Annotated in this window: 18 protein-coding genes; 11 read left to right on the top strand and 7 right to left on the bottom strand. The window is 70.5% G+C overall.

The window, feature by feature from the left end; genetic code table 11:
- Positions 1-85 precede the first annotated feature (85 nt).
- The 6 genes from G6N37_RS23415 to G6N37_RS23390 are packed head-to-tail and all read right to left on the bottom strand — an operon-like array spanning position 86 to position 6,823.
- The gene (locus tag G6N37_RS23415) at positions 86-1,240 is read right to left on the bottom strand and encodes a glycosyltransferase family 4 protein (protein WP_163683760.1); all 1,155 of its coding nucleotides are present in this window, start codon (positions 1,238-1,240) and stop codon (positions 86-88) included.
- Between the two features lie 38 nt (positions 1,241-1,278).
- The gene (locus G6N37_RS23410; RefSeq protein WP_163685429.1) at positions 1,279-1,815 is read right to left on the bottom strand and encodes a DUF3592 domain-containing protein; all 537 of its coding nucleotides are present in this window, start codon (positions 1,813-1,815) and stop codon (positions 1,279-1,281) included.
- A 2-nt stretch (positions 1,816-1,817) separates the two neighbouring features.
- The gene (gene menD, locus G6N37_RS23405; RefSeq protein ID WP_163683759.1) at positions 1,818-3,443 is read right to left on the bottom strand and encodes a 2-succinyl-5-enolpyruvyl-6-hydroxy-3-cyclohexene-1-carboxylic-acid synthase; all 1,626 of its coding nucleotides are present in this window, start codon (positions 3,441-3,443) and stop codon (positions 1,818-1,820) included.
- 28 nt (positions 3,444-3,471) lie between these two features.
- Positions 3,472-4,254: an alpha/beta fold hydrolase gene (locus G6N37_RS23400; RefSeq protein ID WP_163683758.1), complete on the bottom strand. Its 783-nt coding sequence runs from the start codon at positions 4,252-4,254 to the stop codon at positions 3,472-3,474.
- Entirely contained in the window at positions 4,251-5,222 is a 972-nt protein-coding gene (locus G6N37_RS23395) for an o-succinylbenzoate synthase (protein WP_163683757.1), read from the bottom strand. The genes G6N37_RS23400 and G6N37_RS23395 overlap by 4 nt, the downstream gene beginning before the upstream one ends.
- Positions 5,219-6,823 (bottom strand): amidohydrolase, encoded by a 1,605-nt coding sequence (locus G6N37_RS23390; protein WP_163683756.1) that lies wholly within the window; start codon positions 6,821-6,823, stop codon positions 5,219-5,221. The genes G6N37_RS23395 and G6N37_RS23390 overlap by 4 nt, the downstream gene beginning before the upstream one ends.
- Before the next feature lie 66 nt (positions 6,824-6,889).
- Here G6N37_RS23390 and fadD8 point away from each other — a divergent pair, with 66 nt between their 5' ends.
- Positions 6,890-8,491 (top strand): fatty-acid--CoA ligase FadD8, encoded by a 1,602-nt coding sequence (gene fadD8, locus G6N37_RS23385; RefSeq protein WP_163683755.1) that lies wholly within the window; start codon positions 6,890-6,892, stop codon positions 8,489-8,491.
- Between the two features lie 83 nt (positions 8,492-8,574).
- On the opposite strand, the gene G6N37_RS23380 is transcribed toward fadD8, so the two are convergent.
- Positions 8,575-9,129, bottom strand: a complete 555-nt coding sequence (locus G6N37_RS23380; RefSeq protein ID WP_232075168.1) for a TetR/AcrR family transcriptional regulator — start codon at positions 9,127-9,129, stop codon at positions 8,575-8,577.
- A gap of 81 nt (positions 9,130-9,210) precedes the next feature.
- On the opposite strand from G6N37_RS23380, the gene G6N37_RS23375 reads away from it, so the two are divergent.
- The 10 genes from G6N37_RS23375 to G6N37_RS23330 all read left to right on the top strand — a co-directional run bounded on the left by G6N37_RS23375 (position 9,211) and on the right by G6N37_RS23330 (position 17,394).
- A complete protein-coding gene (locus tag G6N37_RS23375; RefSeq protein ID WP_163683753.1) occupies positions 9,211-10,134 on the top strand; it encodes an aldo/keto reductase in 924 nt (307 codons plus the stop codon).
- A gap of 11 nt (positions 10,135-10,145) precedes the next feature.
- Positions 10,146-10,601 carry a nitroreductase family deazaflavin-dependent oxidoreductase gene (locus tag G6N37_RS23370; protein WP_163683752.1) on the top strand — a complete coding sequence of 152 codons (456 nt, stop codon included), beginning with the start codon at positions 10,146-10,148 and terminating at the stop codon, positions 10,599-10,601.
- Between the two features lie 13 nt (positions 10,602-10,614).
- The gene (locus G6N37_RS23365) at positions 10,615-11,517 is read left to right on the top strand and encodes a 1,4-dihydroxy-2-naphthoyl-CoA synthase (protein ID WP_163683751.1); all 903 of its coding nucleotides are present in this window, start codon (positions 10,615-10,617) and stop codon (positions 11,515-11,517) included.
- A gap of 40 nt (positions 11,518-11,557) precedes the next feature.
- Positions 11,558-12,454 (top strand): SDR family oxidoreductase, encoded by an 897-nt coding sequence (locus G6N37_RS23360; RefSeq protein ID WP_163683750.1) that lies wholly within the window; start codon positions 11,558-11,560, stop codon positions 12,452-12,454.
- 27 nt (positions 12,455-12,481) lie between these two features.
- On the top strand, positions 12,482-12,877 hold the full coding sequence (locus G6N37_RS23355; RefSeq protein WP_163683749.1) for a VOC family protein: 396 nt from the start codon (positions 12,482-12,484) through the stop codon (positions 12,875-12,877).
- Positions 12,878-12,985: 108 nt separating this feature from the next.
- Entirely contained in the window at positions 12,986-14,227 is a 1,242-nt protein-coding gene (locus tag G6N37_RS23350) for an inorganic phosphate transporter (RefSeq protein ID WP_163683748.1), read from the top strand.
- Positions 14,227-14,526 carry a hypothetical protein gene (locus tag G6N37_RS23345; protein ID WP_163683747.1) on the top strand — a complete coding sequence of 100 codons (300 nt, stop codon included), beginning with the start codon at positions 14,227-14,229 and terminating at the stop codon, positions 14,524-14,526. Before G6N37_RS23350 ends, G6N37_RS23345 begins: the two co-directional genes overlap by 1 nt.
- A gap of 56 nt (positions 14,527-14,582) precedes the next feature.
- Entirely contained in the window at positions 14,583-14,885 is a 303-nt protein-coding gene (locus G6N37_RS23340; RefSeq protein ID WP_163683746.1) for a DUF3349 domain-containing protein, read from the top strand.
- A gap of 68 nt (positions 14,886-14,953) precedes the next feature.
- On the top strand, positions 14,954-16,036 hold the full coding sequence (gene menE / locus G6N37_RS23335; RefSeq protein WP_232075166.1) for an o-succinylbenzoate--CoA ligase: 1,083 nt from the start codon (positions 14,954-14,956) through the stop codon (positions 16,034-16,036).
- On the top strand, positions 16,033-17,394 hold the full coding sequence (locus G6N37_RS23330) for a hypothetical protein (RefSeq protein WP_372514738.1): 1,362 nt from the start codon (positions 16,033-16,035) through the stop codon (positions 17,392-17,394). The genes menE and G6N37_RS23330 overlap by 4 nt, the downstream gene beginning before the upstream one ends.
- Positions 17,395-17,397: the final 3 nt, after the last annotated feature.

The raw sequence follows: 17,397 nt of genomic DNA, 5'->3' as shown, positions 1-17,397 counted from the left end.
CGACACACGGCCGCGAGAAGCGTTCAGCCAAGATGCGACAGCAAATCATCCCGCGGCGAGGGCCGGCGCTGGGTCGATCGCTGGCTCACTGGCCCTGCGCGTACCGCTTGGCGAACATCCGCCTGCGGGCAAACGGCGACAGCACGGCCTCGTAGTGGCCGAGCAGCTCGTCACAGATGACGGGCCAGCTGCGGCCGAGCACGCTGCGCCGGGCGGCCAGCGCGTAACGCTGGCGTTCGTCGATCAAATGGGCGACGGCCGCGGGCAACTTCGCCTCGAACTCGTCGACGCCCAGTAACAAACCGGTGCGCCACGGCGTGACGAGGTCACGTGGGCCGCCGGCGTCGGGGGCGATCACCGGCAACCCCGACGCGAGCGCTTCCTGCACGACTTGGCAGAACGTCTCGTGCTCGCCGGGATGCACGAAGACGTCCATGCTGGCGTACGCCGCCGCGAGTTCGTCACCGTACAAAGCTCCGGTGAAAACCGCTGTCGGCATTGCCTTTTGCAACTTGTTCCGGTCCACCCCGTCACCGACGATCACGAGTTGTATCGCGTCCCGCGCCGCGAGCGGAATCAGCCGCTCGACGTGCTTCTCGGGCGCCAACCGGCCCACGAAGCCGACGATCGGCTTGCCCTGGGGCGACCATTGCCGCCTGAGCGTCTCGTCACGCGCCGATGGCGCGAACCGGAGCACGTCGACCCCCCGTGCCCAGTGGTGTACCCGGGGGAAGCCGTGCGCGACAAGCGATTCGATCGTCACGCTGGACGGCGCCAGGGTGCGGTCGGCGAGGCTGTGCAGATGGCGGAACCAGGCCCACGCGGCCCGTGCCGTCATCGGAATGCCATAGCTCGCCGCGAAACCCGGTACGTCCGTTTGATACACCGCGACCGTCGGCACCCCCAGCCACCGCGCCGCCTTCACCCCGCCGTAGCCCAACAACGCCGGCGAGGCCAAATGCACGACGTGCGGGTCGAATCCGCGCAGCACCTTGACCATCCGGGGCATCGGCACACCGAGCGGCAGTGTGGTCACCTTGGGAAACATCCGCGACGGCACCCGATGCACGCGGATTCCGTCGTAGACGCGATCCGCGGGGGGCGCACCGGGCGGGGTGTCCGGGGCGATGACGAGGGCTTCGTGACCGGTCCGGCGCAGGTGCTCGAGCACCCGGATCACCGAGTTGCTGACACCGTTGACTTCCGGCAGGAACGATTCGGCGACGATGGCAACGCGCACAACACCACGGTGTCAGCACCGACTTTCGAGAAGGTTTCCTAGGGGCATACGTCGCGCGAAATCTGCTGGTCGGCAGCGTCGGTGCGCCGATCCAGCAGCCTGTCCAGCACCGCCAGCCCGATCAGCAGCACCGTCGCCGCCAGCCAGCACACCACCGCGATGGACCCGGCCGGGATGATCGCCAGCCCGGCATTGCGGTGTTGCACGCGAACCAGATTGGGGTCGTTCTTGTTGTATTCGACGTAGATCCGCATCCCGGTGGCCAGATGTGACGGGTACAGCACGCCGAGCTCGGGGCGATAGGTGACCCGCTCGGGTGTGACGAATTCGATGGTGGAGCGCCGCGGCCCGGCGCTGAGCACCTCGGCCTGCGCCACCCCCATGTTGTGTCGAATCGCAAGGTCGTCGCGCCAGGCCCCGGCGACCAGCAGGATCGACTGCAACGTCACCAGGCCGGTCACGATGAGCACCGCGATGCGGGCCCAGCGCAACGCAATCCGGGAGGGGGTGTGCGGCGGGTGGTCGCTGCGGCCGTGAATGAGTATGTGGAGCACCCTTTTCGGGTAGTTCCGGATCCTCACAGGGACGCCTTGATGGCGGCGTGCAGCTGGCGCAGCGAGGAGCGGTCGGCCTTGACCTCGAGCACCCGCATGCCGGCCGCGGGCTCGTCGAGGGCCGCGCTGAGTTGGTCGACCTCGATCTGCCTGCTCTCGACGTGATAGGCGCGGCACAGCGCGCCGACGTCGACGTCGTGCGGTGTGCCGAAGATTCGCGACGACACGTCGGAGAACCGCGGGTCGCCCTGCTCGAGCAGTTCGAAGATGCCACCGCCGTTGTCGTTGGAGACCACGATGGTCAGCCGGCGCGGCGTCGGCTCGGTGGGGCCGATCAGTAGCCCGGAGCTGTCGTGGACGAACGTCAGGTCGCCGATCAGTGCGACGGTGCGCCCCTCGTGGGCCAGGGCGGCCCCGATCGCGGTGGAGACGGTGCCGTCGATGCCGGCCACACCGCGGTTGGAGCGCACCCGGATGCCGTGGGTGTCCAGGCCGACCAGCGCCGCGTCGCGGACCGGGTTGGACGCGCCGAGTACCAGCTGGTCGCCGGGCCGCAGCGCGTCGGCCACCGCCGCCGCGACGTGCAGACCGGTGGTGAGCGGGTGCGCCTCGAGCTGGCCGCGCACCGCCTCGTTCGCGTGCCGGTTGACCTCCGCGCAGCGCTTCAGCCAGGCCGGATTCGGGGTGCCGGTGGTGACCGCCCGCGTGCCGGTGGCCTGGGAGTTGCCCGAGACGTCGGGCCAGCGCGGTCCGGTGGTCAACGCGTACACCGGCACCTGGGGGTCGGCGAGCAGCGCCGACACCGGCCGGTGCAGGGTCGGGCGGCCGAGCATGATCACCTGCTTGGGGCGCAGCAGCGGCAGGGCCAGCGGGTGCAGCGGGTTCGTGGGGGCGGGCGCCGTCGGCTCGGCGACCGTCGGCAACTCCGCGAGGTTGGGCTGCGCGCCCGCGCCGTGTCCGGCGATGACGATGGTGTCGGGCGTCAGGTCGATGTCCAGTGGCTGGTCGAACATGACCGGCGGGGTGTAGGTCCACGGCCGGCCGCCGGGCCGGCCCTGCGGGGCCGCGGCGCCGTGCGGCTCGGGGCCGGGCACCAGCGGTTCGCGCAGCGGGATGTCGAATTGCACGGGGCCGGCGTTGGCGGTGCGAGATCCCGTGGCGGCGGCCAGGACCCGGCACGTGGCCGAGCGCCAGGTGGCGTTCAGGGCGTCCAGCCGCTCGGGGGCGTCCTCGGCCAGGCCCAGGCTGATGGCGGCGCGGACCTGGGTGCCGAAGTAGCCCAGCTGCTCCATGGTCTGGTTGGCGCCGGTGCCCAGCATCTCGTAGGGCCGGTTGGCGGACAGCACGATGAGCGGCACCCGCGCGTAGTTGGCCTCCACCACGGCCGGCCCGAGGTTGGCCACGGCGGTGCCGGACGTCATCGCGACGCACACCGGCGCGCCGGCGGCGATGGCCAGTCCGATGGCCAGGTAACCGGCGGTGCGCTCGTCGATGCGGACGTGCAGCCGGATCCGGCCGGATTGGTCGGCGTCCTGCAGCGCGAACGCCAGCGGCGCGTTCCGCGACCCGGGGCACAGCACCACGTCGCGGACGCCGCCGCGAATCAGCTCGTCAACGACGACCCGGGCCTGCGTCGTCGAGGGGTTCACTCCTACAGCCTGTCACAACCCGAAAGAACTAGTTGCTGGCGAAGAACTTCAGCGCCGCCTCGTTGACGGCGTCCGGGCGCTCGAAAAAGCCGAGGTGGCCGGCGTCGGCGATCTGCACGTACCGGCCGTTGGGCAGCGCGTCGGCGACCTCACGCCCCAGGTAGGGGGGCGTCAACACGTCGTCGGAGAAGCCGATCACCAGGACCGGCGTCGCGATGCTGCGGTAGGCCGGCAACCGGTTGGTGTACGGGGCGATGTCCAGCTGGCAACGCATGCCCGGGGTGGACTTGACCGGCCACATGGAGAACATCGCGATCCAGTCCGCGACCGCGACGTCGTCGTTGAGCGTTTTGTGCGAAAAGTTTTCCAGCAGGCGGATTTTCGCCTCGTATGAGCTCGGCAGCTGGATGCCGGCGTCGGCCAGCTCGGCCTCGGCGTCGCGGAAGAACTCGCGAGTCTTGTCCATGCGGCCCCGGGTGCCCATCAACACCGCGGAACTGACGAGTTCGGGCCGGGCGAGCATGAGCTCCTGGGCGATGAACCCACCCATCGACATCCCTACGATGCGGGCCGGAGCGGCGTTGAGCCCTTCGATCAGCGCCGCGGTGTCGGACACCATCGTCTGGGTGGTGAAGCCCTGCGCGTTCTCGGTGGCGCCGATCCCGCGATTGTCGAAGGTGATGACGCGGTAACCGGCCGCCAGGAACGCGGGAACCTGATACGGGTGCCAGGTCCGACCGGCGCCGCCGTGACCGCTGATGAACACCACCGGCTCACCCGAGCCGCGGTCGTCGTAAGCCAGGTTGATCACCCGGACGACGGTACAAGGAACCGGTGGCAGGCCTCGACCCGGTCGATCCACCACTGCCGCCGCTCCGGGGGCGCGGCGAGGGCCCGCAGCCGCGCCGCATCGGGCGTGACCGGCCCGACCGCCAGGGCGCCCTCGACGGGCGGGGCGACCTCGGCGACGTCGTGGACGAACAGCCCGCCGGTGCCCAGCCCGCAGGCGTGGTCCAACACCGGCAGGGCGGCCGCGGCGGCCAGCCCCGCGGCGATTCCCACCGCGGAGTCGATCGCGCTGGAGACCACGACCGGGATGTCGATCTGCGCGGCGATCGACAGCAGGGCCGAAACGCCGCCCAACGGAGCGACTTTCAGCACGGCGATGTCGGCGGCGCGGGCGCGGACGACGGCGAGCGGGTCGTCGGCCTTGCGGATGCTCTCGTCGGCGGCGATCGGCACGTCGACCCGCCGGCGCAGGGCCGCCAGTTCGTCGACGGTCGCGCAGGGTTGTTCGAGGTATTCCAGCGGGCCGTCGGCGGTCAGGGCGGCCGTCGCCCGCACCGCCTGCTCGACGCTCCAGCCGCCGTTGGCGTCCACCCGCACGGTCGGCACGAGTTCGCGCACGGCGTTGACGCGGTCGACGTCGTCGGCCAGCGTCTGGCCGGGCTCGGCGACCTTCACCTTGGCCGTGCGGGTCCCCGGAAACCGGGCCAGCACCTCGCCCACCCGGGCGGCGTCGACGGCCGGCACGGTGGCGTTGATCGGGATGCGGTCGCGCCGGGGCGGCGGCGGGCGGTGGTAGGCGGCCTCGACGGCCGACGCCAGCCAGTGCGCGGCCTCCGGCGGCGCGTATTCGGGGAACGCCCCGAACTCCCCCCAGCCCGCGGGCCCCTCGATGAGGGCGACCTCCCGGGTGGTGATGCCGCGGAAGCGCACCCGCATCGGCAGCGCGACCACGTGCAGCCGGTCGAGCAGGTCCCGCAGCGTCGGCGTCACCGGCCGTAGACCTGGCGGCCCGCCAGGAACGTCGCACGCACCTCGAGGTCGGCGATCTGCCCGGGCGGCACCGTTCGCGGGTCGGCCGACAGCACCACCAGGTCGGCGTACTTGCCCACCTCCAGCGAGCCGGTCACGTCGTCGGCGAACAACTGCCAGGCCGCGTCGATGGTCTGCGCGCGGATCGCCTGCTCGACCGTCAAGCGTTCCTCGGGCGCCAGCACCCGGCCGCTGGGCGCCGTGCGGGTGACGGCGACGCTGATGTTGCGCAGCGGCTCCTCGGGCGTGACCGGGGGGTCGTTGTGCAGCGAGATGCGCATCCCGGTGGCCACGGCGGAACCCGCCGGCATCCAATGGGATCCGCGCTCGGGCCCGAACAGGCCGTCGACGAGGATGTCGCCCCAGTAATGGAGCTGGTCGACGAAGATGCTGCAGGTGACCCCGAGGTCGGCGGCGCGCTGCAGCTGCTCGGGCCGGATGGCGCCGACGTGCTCGAGCCGCAGCCGGTGGTCGGGGCGCGGGTGCTGGCGCAGGGCTTCTTCGTACACGTCCAGGATGGTGTCGACGCCCGCGTCGCCCTGCACGTGGCAGGCCATCTGCCAGCCCCGCGGCAGGTATGCGCCGACGATCTCGGCGAGCTGCTCGCGGGTGTAGTTGGCGCAGCCACAGGAACCGGGCGTGATGCCGGCCGAGCGGGTGGCGGCGGTGTCCAGGTATGGAAACGACAACGCGATGTTGCCGATCCACGGCGAGCCGTCCACCCAGATCTTGATACCGACCTGGCGCAGCATGTCGTCGCCCTCGCCCGGGCTGGCATCGGTGGACATCTGCGCGTTGGAGACCTCGTAGGTGCGCAGCCGCACCGTCAGGTCCTTGCGCAGCTGCTCGACCAGCGGCTTGAACTTCGGGTCGAAGGCCATCTCCGAACACGTGGTCAGGCCGGCACGGTTCAGCCGGGCGCACTCGGCGCGCAACATGTCCGGATAGGTGCCGCCCTGAACCGCGCCGCCCAGCAGCGGGAACACGGCACCGATCTCCTCGGCCGTGCCGTCGAGCTCACCTTCGGCGGTGCGGCCGTACTTGGCCCCTTTGGGGTCGGGGGTGTCGCGCGTGAGCCCGTTGATTTCCGCGGCGCGCGAGTTGAAGTAGGCCTTGTGGCCGGAGTTGTGGATGATGACCAGCGGGCCGTCTTGGGCGATCTCGTCCAGCCAACTCAGAGTGGGGTCGGGCAGGCCGGGCTGCAGCAGGGCGTCCCAGCCATTGAGGTAGGCGCCTTCGGGTCCCCGGCGCGCGGCCTCGCCCCGAATGATGTCGACCACCTGGGTGGGATTGCGGACAGTGACGGGCCGGATGTCGACGATCCGGTCCGAGAGCGCGATCGCCTCCATCAGGGGATGTCCGTGCGCCTCGACGAATCCCGGCATGACGCAGCCGTCGCCGATGTCGATCGTTTCGGTGTCCGGGCCGATGTGGTCGGCGACATCGGAGCGGCTGCCGACGGCGACGATCCTGCCGTCGGTGACGGCGAGCGCTTCGGCCGTGGGCCGATTCTCGTCCACGGTCAGTACGGTTCCGTTGACGACGAGATCTGCGGGGGCCATAGGCTGGGATGCTAGTGGTCCGAGGGTCCGGGTCACCCGAATTGCAACACGTTCTAGTCTTGCCCCATGAGTGACGATCTGCTGCGCCATCCCATTCATTCCGGACACCTGACGGTCGGTGCGCTCAAGCGCAACAAGGACAAGCCGGTGCTGCATCTCGGCGACACCACGTTGACCGGTGGTCAGCTCGCCGAGCGCATCAGCCAGTACATTCAGGCTTTCGAGGCGCTCGGCGCGGGCACCGGCGCTACCGTCGGGCTGCTGTCGCTGAACCGGCCCGAGGTGCTGATGATCATCGGCGCCGGCCAGACCCAGGGTTACCGGCGCGTGGCACTGCACCCTCTGGGCTCCCTCGACGACCACGCCTACGTGCTGGGCGACGCCGGCGTGACGTCGCTGATCATCGATCCCAACCCGATGTTCGTCGAGCGGGCGCTGGGCCTGCTGGAGAAGGTGCCCGCCCTCAAGCAGGTCCTGACTATCGGCCCGGCCCCCGAAGCGTTGGGCGATTCCGCGGTGGATCTCGTCGCCGAGGCCGCGAAGTATCCGCCAAAGCCGTTGGTGGCGGCCGACCTTCCGCCTGATCACATCGGCGGGATGGCCTACACCGGCGGCACGACCGGCAAGCCCAAGGGTGTGCTGGGCACCGCGCAGTCGATCACCACGATGACCACGATCCAGCTCGCCGAATGGGAATGGCCGGAAAACCCGCGTTTCCTGATGTGCACCCCGCTGTCGCACGCCGGGGCGGCGTTCTTCGTGCCGACGATCGTCAAGGGCGGCGAGCTGGTCGTGCTGACCAAGTTCGACCCGGCCGAGGTGCTGCGGGTGATCGAGGAACAGAAGATCACCGCCACCATGCTGGTGCCGTCGATGATCTACGCGCTGATGGACCACCCCGATTCGCACACCCGTGACCTGTCCTCGTTGGAGACCGTCTATTACGGCGCCTCGGCGATGAACCCGGTGCGGTTGGCCGAGGCCATCCGGCGCTTCGGGCCGATCTTCGCCCAGTACTACGGGCAGTCCGAGGCCCCGATGGTGATCTCCTACCTGGCAAAGAAGGATCACGACGAGAAGCGGCTCACCTCCTGTGGGCGGCCTACCCTGTTCGCCCGCACGGCACTGCTGGGGGCCGATGGTGAGCCGGTGCCGCAGGGCGAGGTCGGCGAGATCTGCGTGTCCGGGCCGCTCCTGAGCGGCGGGTACTGGAATCTGCCGGAGGAGACGGCCAAGACGTTCAAAGACGGCTGGCTGCACACCGGTGACATGGCCCGCGAGGACGAGGACGGCTTCTGGTTCATCGTCGACCGGGTCAAGGACATGATCGTCACCGGCGGGTTCAACGTGTTCCCGCGCGAGGTGGAGGACGTCGTCGCCGAGCATCCGGCCGTCGCGCAGGTGTGTGTTATCGGTACGCCGGACGAGAAGTGGGGCGAAGCCGTCACCGCAGTGATCGTCCTGCGACCCGACCATCCATCCGACGAGGAGTCGGTGGCACGGGTGACCGTCGAGATCCAGGCCGCGGTCAAGGAGCGCAAGGGTTCGGTGCAGTCGCCCAAGCAGGTGATCGTCGTCGAGTCCGTCCCCGTGACCGCGCTGGGCAAGCCCGACAAGAAGGCCGTGCGCGCGCAGTTCTGGGAGGGCGCCGAGCGCGCCGTCGGCTAGCGGCCCGGCCTTGCCTTGGCCGAGCGCCCGGCTCATCGGGCACTCGTGAACCAGCGCCCGGCTGGCGGGGCGCGCGGCGAGCTTCACGTTCGAGGCGCAGAGATGCCCGCCACCAGCAGGTCGAGCATCCGGCCCGTCTGCTCTGGCGAACCGCTGGCCAGGAAGATGCCGATCAGGCTCGACACCACGTCGTCGGCCCGCACGTCGGGGCGCAGGCTCCCATCGTCGGCGCCGGCCCGCAACAGCAGGTCGACGGCGCCCACGATGCTGTCGCGGGTCTGGCTGGGCTGCATGGCACCGGAGTCGAACATCGCGTGCAGCGACTCGGCCATTCCTCGCTTGGCAGCGACGAAGGCGGCGTAGCGGTCCATCCAGTGGCGCAGAGCGATCGTGGGCGGATGCCGCTCGAGCTGCCGTTCGGCGGCCGCGGCCACTTCGGCGAGCTCGGCTCGGTAGATCGCCTCGACGAGCGCCTCCCGATTCGGGAAATGGCGGTAAAGCGTGCCTATCCCGACGCCGGCCTCGCGCGCGATGGCCTCCAGCGACACCGACCGCCCCTCCGCGGCGGCGAACGCCGCCGTCGCGACCTCGAGCAGCCGCTCGCGGTTGCGGCGGGCGTCCGATCGGATCTCGGCCAAACCGGAGGTTCCTCCGTTTCTGCTACGCTCGGGTAAGCGGAGGATCCTCCGCATTTCTCCAGTGTGACACGAGGGAGCACCATGACGGACAAACCACAGCCCGGCGGTCTCGGAATCATCGGCGCGTCGACCGTCGCTCGCGTCGGCTACGGCGCGATGCAGCTGTTCGAGACGCCGTCGGCCGAGGACGCGGCGGCGGTGCTGCGCCGGGCGGTCGAACTCGGCGTCAACCACATCGACACCGCGTCGTTCTACGGTCCCGGCGAGGTGAACCGCCGGATCCGCGCGGCGCTGGCCCCCTACCCCGACGACCTCGTGATCGTCAGCAAGGTCGGTGCGCGATACACCGGCGAACAACCGATACCCCTGGCCGCCGCGCAAAAGCCCGCGGAGCTGCGCGCCGCGGTCGAGGACGATCTGCGCCAGCTCGGCCTCGAGCGCGTTCCGGTGGTGAACCTGCGGCGCATGGACCTCGGGCCCGGCGTGGCCGCCGAAGGTGACCAGGTCGTCGACGTCGACGACCAACTCGCCGAGATGATCGCGCTGCGCGACGAGGGCAAGATCGGCGCGATCGGCATCAGCGCCGTGCCGCTCGATGTGGTGCGGCGGGCGCTGCCCGCGGGCATCGTCTGCGTGCAGAACGCCTACAGCCTGCTCGACCGTTCGCAGGAGGACGCGCTCGAGCTGTGCGCGGCCGAAGGCGTCGCGTGGGTGCCCTACTTCCCGCTGGGCTCGTCATTTCCCGGTTTCCCGAAGGTCGCCGACCACCCGGTGGTGGCCGAGATCGCCGGCGAGCTCGGCGTCACGGGCGCCCAGGTCGGGTTGGCGTGGCTGCTGGCGCACGCGCCGAACACGTTGCTGATCCCGGGCACGCGATCCCTCACGCACCTGCAGGAGAACCTCGCCGCGGGGACCGTCACCCTCGGCGCCGACGCGCGGGAAAGGCTGGACGCCGTCGGCACGGCGGAACCCCAGCCCCATGGGGTCGAGCCATTTCAGAGGTAACGTCGCTGCCTATGGGAAGCGGCAAATCGATCAAGCCGCCGTGGTGGTTGAAGCCGGCCAACAAGGTCTTCATCCAGATGTCGCGGCTGGGACTGAGTTTCGGCGGCGAGAGTCCCGTCGTGTTGACGGTGACGGGCCGCAAGTCGGGCGTGGCGCGCTCGACCCCGGTGACGCCCATGACGGTCGACGGGCGGCAGTACGTCGTCGCCGGGTTCCCGGGGGCGGACTGGGTTGCCAACGCCCGCGCCACGCCCGAGGCGACGATCGCGCGGGGCCGTCACGTCCAGCGGGTGCGGATGGCCGAGCTGCCCGCCGACGACGCCCGGCCGATCCTGCGGGCCTTCCCCGCCGAGGTGCCGACGGGCGTCGGCTTCATGAAGCGGGCCGGGCTCGTCACCGAGGGCCGCCCCGAGGAGTTCGAGGCCCTGGCCGGCCGCTGCGCCGTGTTCCGCCTTGACCCGGTATAGGAGTTCAAACACCTTGACAGACAACCCTTTCGACGCGCAGTCCTGGCGGCCGGTGGCCGGCTTCGACGAGCTGACCGACATCACCTACCACCGCCACGTCACCGACGCGACCGTGCGGGTGGCGTTCGACCGCCCCGAGGTGCGCAACGCGTTTCGGCCGCACACCGTCGACGAGCTGTACCGGGTGCTCGACCACGCCCGGATGTCCCCGGACGTGGGCGTGGTGTTGCTGACCGGCAACGGCCCCTCCCCCAAAGACGGCGGCTGGGCGTTTTGCTCCGGCGGCGATCAGCGCATCCGCGGCCGCAGCGGCTACCAGTACGCGAGCGGCGAGACCGCGGACACCGTCGACCCCGCCCGTGCCGGCCGGCTGCACATCCTCGAGGTGCAGCGGCTGATCCGGTTCATGCCCAAGGTGGTCATCTGCCTGGTCAACGGGTGGGCGGCCGGCGGCGGGCACAGCCTGCACGTGGTCTGCGACCTCACCCTGGCCAGCCGCGAGCACGCCCGCTTCAAGCAGACCGACGCCGACGTCGGCAGCTTCGACGGCGGCTACGGCAGCGCGTATCTGGCGCGTCAGGTGGGCCAGAAGTTCGCGCGCGAGATCTTCTTCCTCGGCCGCGCCTACACCGCCGAGCAGATGCACCGCATGGGGGCGGTCAACGCGGTCGTCGACCACGCCGACCTGGAGAAGGAGGCGATCGCGTGGGCGGCGGAGATCAACGCCAAATCCCCACAGGCCCAACGGATGCTGAAGTTCGCCTTCAACCTGCTTGACGACGGGCTGGTCGGTCAGCAGCTGTTCGCGGGCGAGGCCACCCGGCTCGCCTACATGACCGACGAGGCCGTGGAGGGCCGCGACGCCTTCCTGGAGAAGAGGCCGCCGGACTGGAGCCGGTTCCCCCGCTACTTCTAGCGTCGACGGGGGCGGCGAGCGTCGCCCCTAGACTCCCCACGTGAGCAAGAGTCCCCTGCGCCGTTTGACCGATCAACTCGTGCTGGCCACGATGCGGCCCCCGATGGCCCCGCAAGTGCTGGTCAACCGCCCCGCCATGAAGCCGGTCGACCTCGACGGCAAGCGCATCCTGCTCACCGGGGCGTCGTCGGGCATCGGCGAGGCCGCGGCCGAGCTGCTGGCCCGCGAGGGCGCGACGGTGGCCGTCGTCGCCCGGCGGCAGGAACTGCTGGACGCGCTCGCGGATCGGATCACCGCGTCGGGCGGCACCGCGCTGGCGATGCCGTGCGACGTCTCCGACATGGACGCGGTCGACGCGCTGGTCGCCGACGTCAAAAACCGTCTGGGCGGGGTGGACATCCTGATCAACAACGCCGGCCGGTCCATCCGCCGGCCGCTGGCCGAGTCGCTGCAGCGCTGGCACGACGTGGAGCGGACCATGGTGCTCAACTACTACGCACCGCTGCGGCTGATCCGCGGGCTGGCGCCCGGGATGCTCGAGCGCGGCGACGGCCACATCATCAACGTCTCCACGTGGGGCGTGCTGTCGGAGGCGTCGCCGCTGTTCGCCGTGTACAACGCGTCGAAGGCGGCGCTCTCGGCGGTGAGTCGCGTCGTGGAAACCGAGTGGGGGCAAAAGGGTGTGCATTCGACGACGCTGTACTACCCGCTGGTGGCCACGCCGATGATCGCGCCGACGAAGGCCTACGAGGGCATGCCCGCGCTCACGTCGGAGGAGGCCGCCGAGTGGATGCTGACCGCCGCGCGCACCCGGCCGGTGCGGATCGCGCCGCGGATGGCGATCGCCGCCAAGGCGCTGGACACCTTCGGGCCGCGCTTCGTCAACGCGCTCATGCAACGCCAGCGAATTCAGCCCAACCGCGAAACCGGTTGCTGAACCGGCGCATGTGATAGACACGAGGTCATGGAGATCCTGGCCAGCCGGATGTTGTTCCGGCCGGCCGACTATGAGCAGTCGTTGGCGTTTTACCGGGACCGGATCGGGCTCGCAATAGCCCGCGAATACGGCGGGGGCACAGTCTTTTTCGCCGGCCAGTCGTTGCTGGAGCTGGCGGGCTACGGCTCCCCGGACCACTCCCGGGGCCCCTTCCCCGGCGCGCTGTGGCTGCAGGTCCGCGACATCGAGGCGACCCAGGCCGAGCTTCGGAGCCGGGGCGTCGAGATCGCCCGCGAGGCGCGCCGGGAACCGTGGGGCCTATACGAGATGCACGTGACGGATCCCGACGGTGTCACGCTGATCTTCATTCAGATCCCACCGGACCACCCGCTACGCCGCGACACCCGCCGTGATCAGGAGTAATCACCGGTTAACTAGGGGCTAACATCTGACGACAAGTCGAGGTACACCCGCGATTCGACCGTTCCACCATTCGACAATCGAATCTCCCAACAACGAGAATCAGGCGCTGTGAACATCCAATTGTTCCTCTTGACCATTGTCGTAATCACGGCACTCGCTTTCGATTTCACCAACGGCTTCCACGACACGGGCAACGCGATGGCGACCTCCATCGCCAGCGGCGCACTCAAGCCCAAGGTGGCGGTCGCGCTGTCCGCGGTGCTGAATCTGGTGGGCGCGTTCATGTCCACCGCTGTCGCCGCCACGATCGCCAAGGGCTTGATCGACGGGCACATCGTGACGCTGGAGCTGGTGTTCGCCGGCTTGGTCGGAGGCATCGTGTGGAACCTCCTGACGTGGCTCTTCGGCATCCCCTCCAGCTCATCGCACGCGCTGATCGGCGGCATCGTCGGTGCCACGATCGCCGCGGTCGGCGGGCACGGGGTGATCTGGAAGGGCCTGGTATCCCACGTACTCATCCCGGCCGTGGTGGCCGCGATCCTGGCCATCGCCGTGGGGGCGATCGCGACCTGGCTCGTGTACCGGATCACCCGCGGCATCCCGACCCAACGCACCGAGTCCGGATTCCGATACGGCCAGTGGGGCTCGGCGTCGCTGGTTTCGCTGGCGCACGGGACCGGCGACGCGCAGAAGACGATGGGCATCATCTTCCTCGCACTGATGTCCTACGGCTCGATCAGCAGAAGCGCCGCGATGCCACCCCTGTGGGTCATCGTCGCTTGCGCGGTGTCGATGGCTGCGGGGACCTACCTGGGCGGCTGGCGGATCATCCGCACCCTGGGCAAAGGACTGGTCGAGATCCAGTCTCCCCAGGGCATGGCCGCCGAGTCGTCCTCGGCCGCGGTGATTCTGCTGTCCACCCACTTCGGCTACGCGCTGTCGACCACCCAGGTCTGCACGGGCTCGGTGCTCGGCAGTGGGCTCGGCAAGCCCGGCGGCGAGGTGCGCTGGGGCGTCGCCGGCCGCATGGGCGTCGCCTGGCTGGTGACGCTCCCGCTGGCCGGGCTGGTCGGCGCGGTGACCTACTGGATCGTGCACTACATCGGCGGGTACCCCGGCGCGATCGTCGGCTTCGGATTGCTGATCGCCGTCTCGGCGACCATCTACATCCGGTCGCGCAAGGTCAAGGTGGACCACAACAACGTCAACGCCGAATGGAAGGGCGACCTGACCGCCGGGCTGGAAGAGTCCGCCGAGCACCGGCCGCCATCGGACATTCACCCGACCAACGGCAGCGGCGTGGCCGGCCGATACGACTCCGACGACCCCACGATGAAGGCGAACGCTTGATGAGTCACTTCAGCGATTGGTTCAACTACCAGGCATCCCTGAAGATCCTGCTCTTCTCCATGCTGGCCGGGGCCGCGTTGCCGGGGCTGTTCGCCCTGGGGCTCCGATTCCACGCGGTCGGCGCCGGGCAGGCCGGCACCGACGGCGGCTCGTCGCAGAAGAACCCGGCGCTGCTCGCGGTCGCCTGGTTGATCTATGCGGCAGTGCTGCTGGTGATTGTCTTCGCCCTGCTCTACATCTCCAGGGACTTCATCGCCCACCACACCGGCACGGCGTTCCTCGGAGCAAAACCCAAGTAGCATCGACGGATGCCCACCGCGTTACCGCGCCGTACACCGGGGGGAGTTGTACCAGCGTGAACGGATTTCTCAACTCGATCGTCTCGTGGCTTCGCGCGGGATACCCGGAAGGCGTCCCACCGACGGACACCTTTCCGGTGCTCGCGCTGCTGGCCCGCCGGATGTCCAACGACGCGGTCAAAGAGGTGGCCTGCGAGCTGATCCGGCGCGGCGAGTTCGACGACGTGGACATCGGGGTGCTGATCACCCAGATCACCGACGAGCTCCCGACGCCCGACGACGTCGAGCGGGTACGGCTCCGGTTGGCGGCCCAGGGCTGGCCGTTCGACGACGCGGAGCAGGCAGAGGACCCCGCATAGCCGTACTGCGCGCCCTCACGGTCCCGCCGGGCTCGGCCGTCTCGTCGCTGCTACCCGCGCTGGAGCGGGTGCTCGACGGCCGCGAGGCCGCACTGGTCGCCCTCCCCCCCGGCTCGGACGCGCTGCGGGCGGCCCTGCGGGTCGGGGAGGACATCGACGACGACGTGGCCCTGGTGGTGACGACGTCGGGAACCACCGGTACACCCAAGGGGGCGCTGCTCACCGCGGCCGCGCTGACGGCCAGCGCGAGGGCCACCCATGACCGCCTCGGCGGGCCGGGCAGTTGGCTGCTGGCATTGCCCCCGCAGCACATCGCCGGGCTGCAGGTGCTGGTGCGCAGCGCGCTGGCCGGGTCGGCGCCCGTCGAGCTGGACGTCACCGACGGCTTCGACGTCGCCGAATTGCCCGGTGCGATAAGGCGATTGGGCTCGGGCCGACGCTACGCCTCGCTGGTCGCCGCGCAGTTGGCCAAGACGCTGACCGACCCGGCGGCCGCGGCCGCCCTCGCCGAACTGGACGCCGTGTTGCTCGGCGGCGGGCCGGCCCCGCAGGGCGTGCTCGACGCCGCCGCGGCGGCCGGCATCGCCGTGGTCCGCACCTACGGCATGAGCGAGACCGCCGGCGGCTGCGTGTACGACGGCGTGCCCCTGGACGGCGTGCTGGTCCGGGTGGCGGACGGCGGGCGCATCGCGCTCGGCGGCGCGACCCTGGCCAAGGGCTACCGCAACCCGGTGGACCCCGACCCGTTCGCCGAGCCGGGCTGGTTCCGCACCGACGATCTCGGCGTCCTCGACGGGGCGGGCGTGCTGACCGTGCTGGGCCGCGCCGACGACGCGATCAGCACGGGTGGGTTGACCGTGCTGCCGCAGCTGGTCGAGGCCGCGCTGGGCAGCCACCCCGCCGTCGGGGACTGTGCGGTCTTCGGCCTGGCCGACGACCGGCTGGGCCAGCGGGTGGTTGCCGCGATCGTGGTGTCCGAGGGGTGCACGGCGCCCACACTGGACGCGCTGCGCGCGCACGTGGCGCGCACCCTGGACGCCACCGCCGCACCGCGCGAGCTGCACGTCGTCGATGCGTTGCCGCGACGCGGCATCGGCAAGGTCGACCGGACGGCCTTGGCGCGCCGCTTCGCCGGTTCGGACGACCAATAGGCTGGTCGACCGTGGCACGTCGGGAGGTGCCGGCCGTCGCGGCCGGGGCGGTTCTGGTGGCGGCGGCGTTCCTGCTGCCGCGCCTGCACTGGGGCGTCCGGCCGCGCACCGACGTCGCGCAGGAGCGATTCGGCACCCACGCCGGGGCCGCCCCGATTTTCGGGGCCTGGGAGGTCCACGCCAGCTGGGGCACCGGACCGGCCGTCGCCATCGCGGTCGCCGCGGTGGTATGGGGACCGGTTCTGGCGCAACGCCTTTCGTGGCGGGCTCTGACTCTGAGCGCCTGGGCCGCCGCCTGCGGATGGGCGTTCGCGCTGGCGATGATCGACGGCTGGCAGCGCGGCTTCGCCGGCCGGCTGACCACGCGGGACGAATACCTGTCACAGGTGCCCGGCATCGCCGACATCCCCGCCACGGTGCGCACGTTCTCGAGCCGGATCGTCGACTACCAGCCGAACTCCTGGACCACGCACGTCTCCGGCCATCCGCCCGGCGCGTTGCTGACGTTCGTGTGGCTGGACCGGATCGGCCTGCACGGGGGCGCCTGGGCCGGGCTGCTGTGCCTGCTGGTCGGGAGCAGCGCGGCTGCCGCGGTGCTGATCGCGGTCCGCGCGCTGGCGGACGAGCAGACCGCGCGCCGCGCCGCGCCGTTCGTGGCGGTGGCGCCGACGGCGATCTGGGTCGCGGTGTCGGCCGACGGATATTTCGCTGGGATCGCGGCCTGGGGCATCGCGCTGTTGGCCGTGGCGGTACACCGGCCCGTCCGGTTCCCCGCGTGGGCGGCCGCCGCCGCGGGCCTGCTGCTGGGCTGGGGCGTGTTCTGCAACTACGGCCTGATGTTGATGGGGCTGCCGGCCCTGGCGGTGCTGGCATCGGCCGCGGACTGGCGGGCGGCGCTGCGGGCGCTCGGCCCGGCGACGCTGGCCGCGGTGGCGGTGGCCTCCAGCTTCGCGGTCGCGGGGTTCTACTGGTTCGACGGCTACACCCTTGTGCAGCAACGCTATTGGCAGGGCATCGCCAAGGACCGGCCGTTCACCTACTGGAGCTGGGCCAACCTGGCGTCCGTGGTGTGCGCGATCGGGCTGGGCAGCGTCGCCGGCGTCAGCCGGGTATTCGACTGGGCGGCCATCCGGCGCCGCTCCGGGTTCCACCTGCTGCTGCTGGCAGCGCTGGCCGCCATCGCCTGCGCGGATTTGAGCATGCTGAGCAAGGCCGAGGTCGAGCGGATCTGGCTGCCCTTCACCATCTGGCTCACCGCGGCGCCCGCGCTGCTGCCCGTCCGGTCGCACCGGGCGTGGCTGGGGCTCAACGCCGCCGGTGCGGTGCTGCTCAACACGCTCATCGTCACGAACTGGTAGGCG

This window comes from Mycobacterium seoulense (genome assembly GCF_010731595.1).
Lineage (GTDB): Bacteria > Actinomycetota > Actinomycetes > Mycobacteriales > Mycobacteriaceae > Mycobacterium > Mycobacterium seoulense.
Note: the sequence above shows the minus strand (reverse complement) of the source record. Positions and strands in the feature narration are given on the sequence as shown.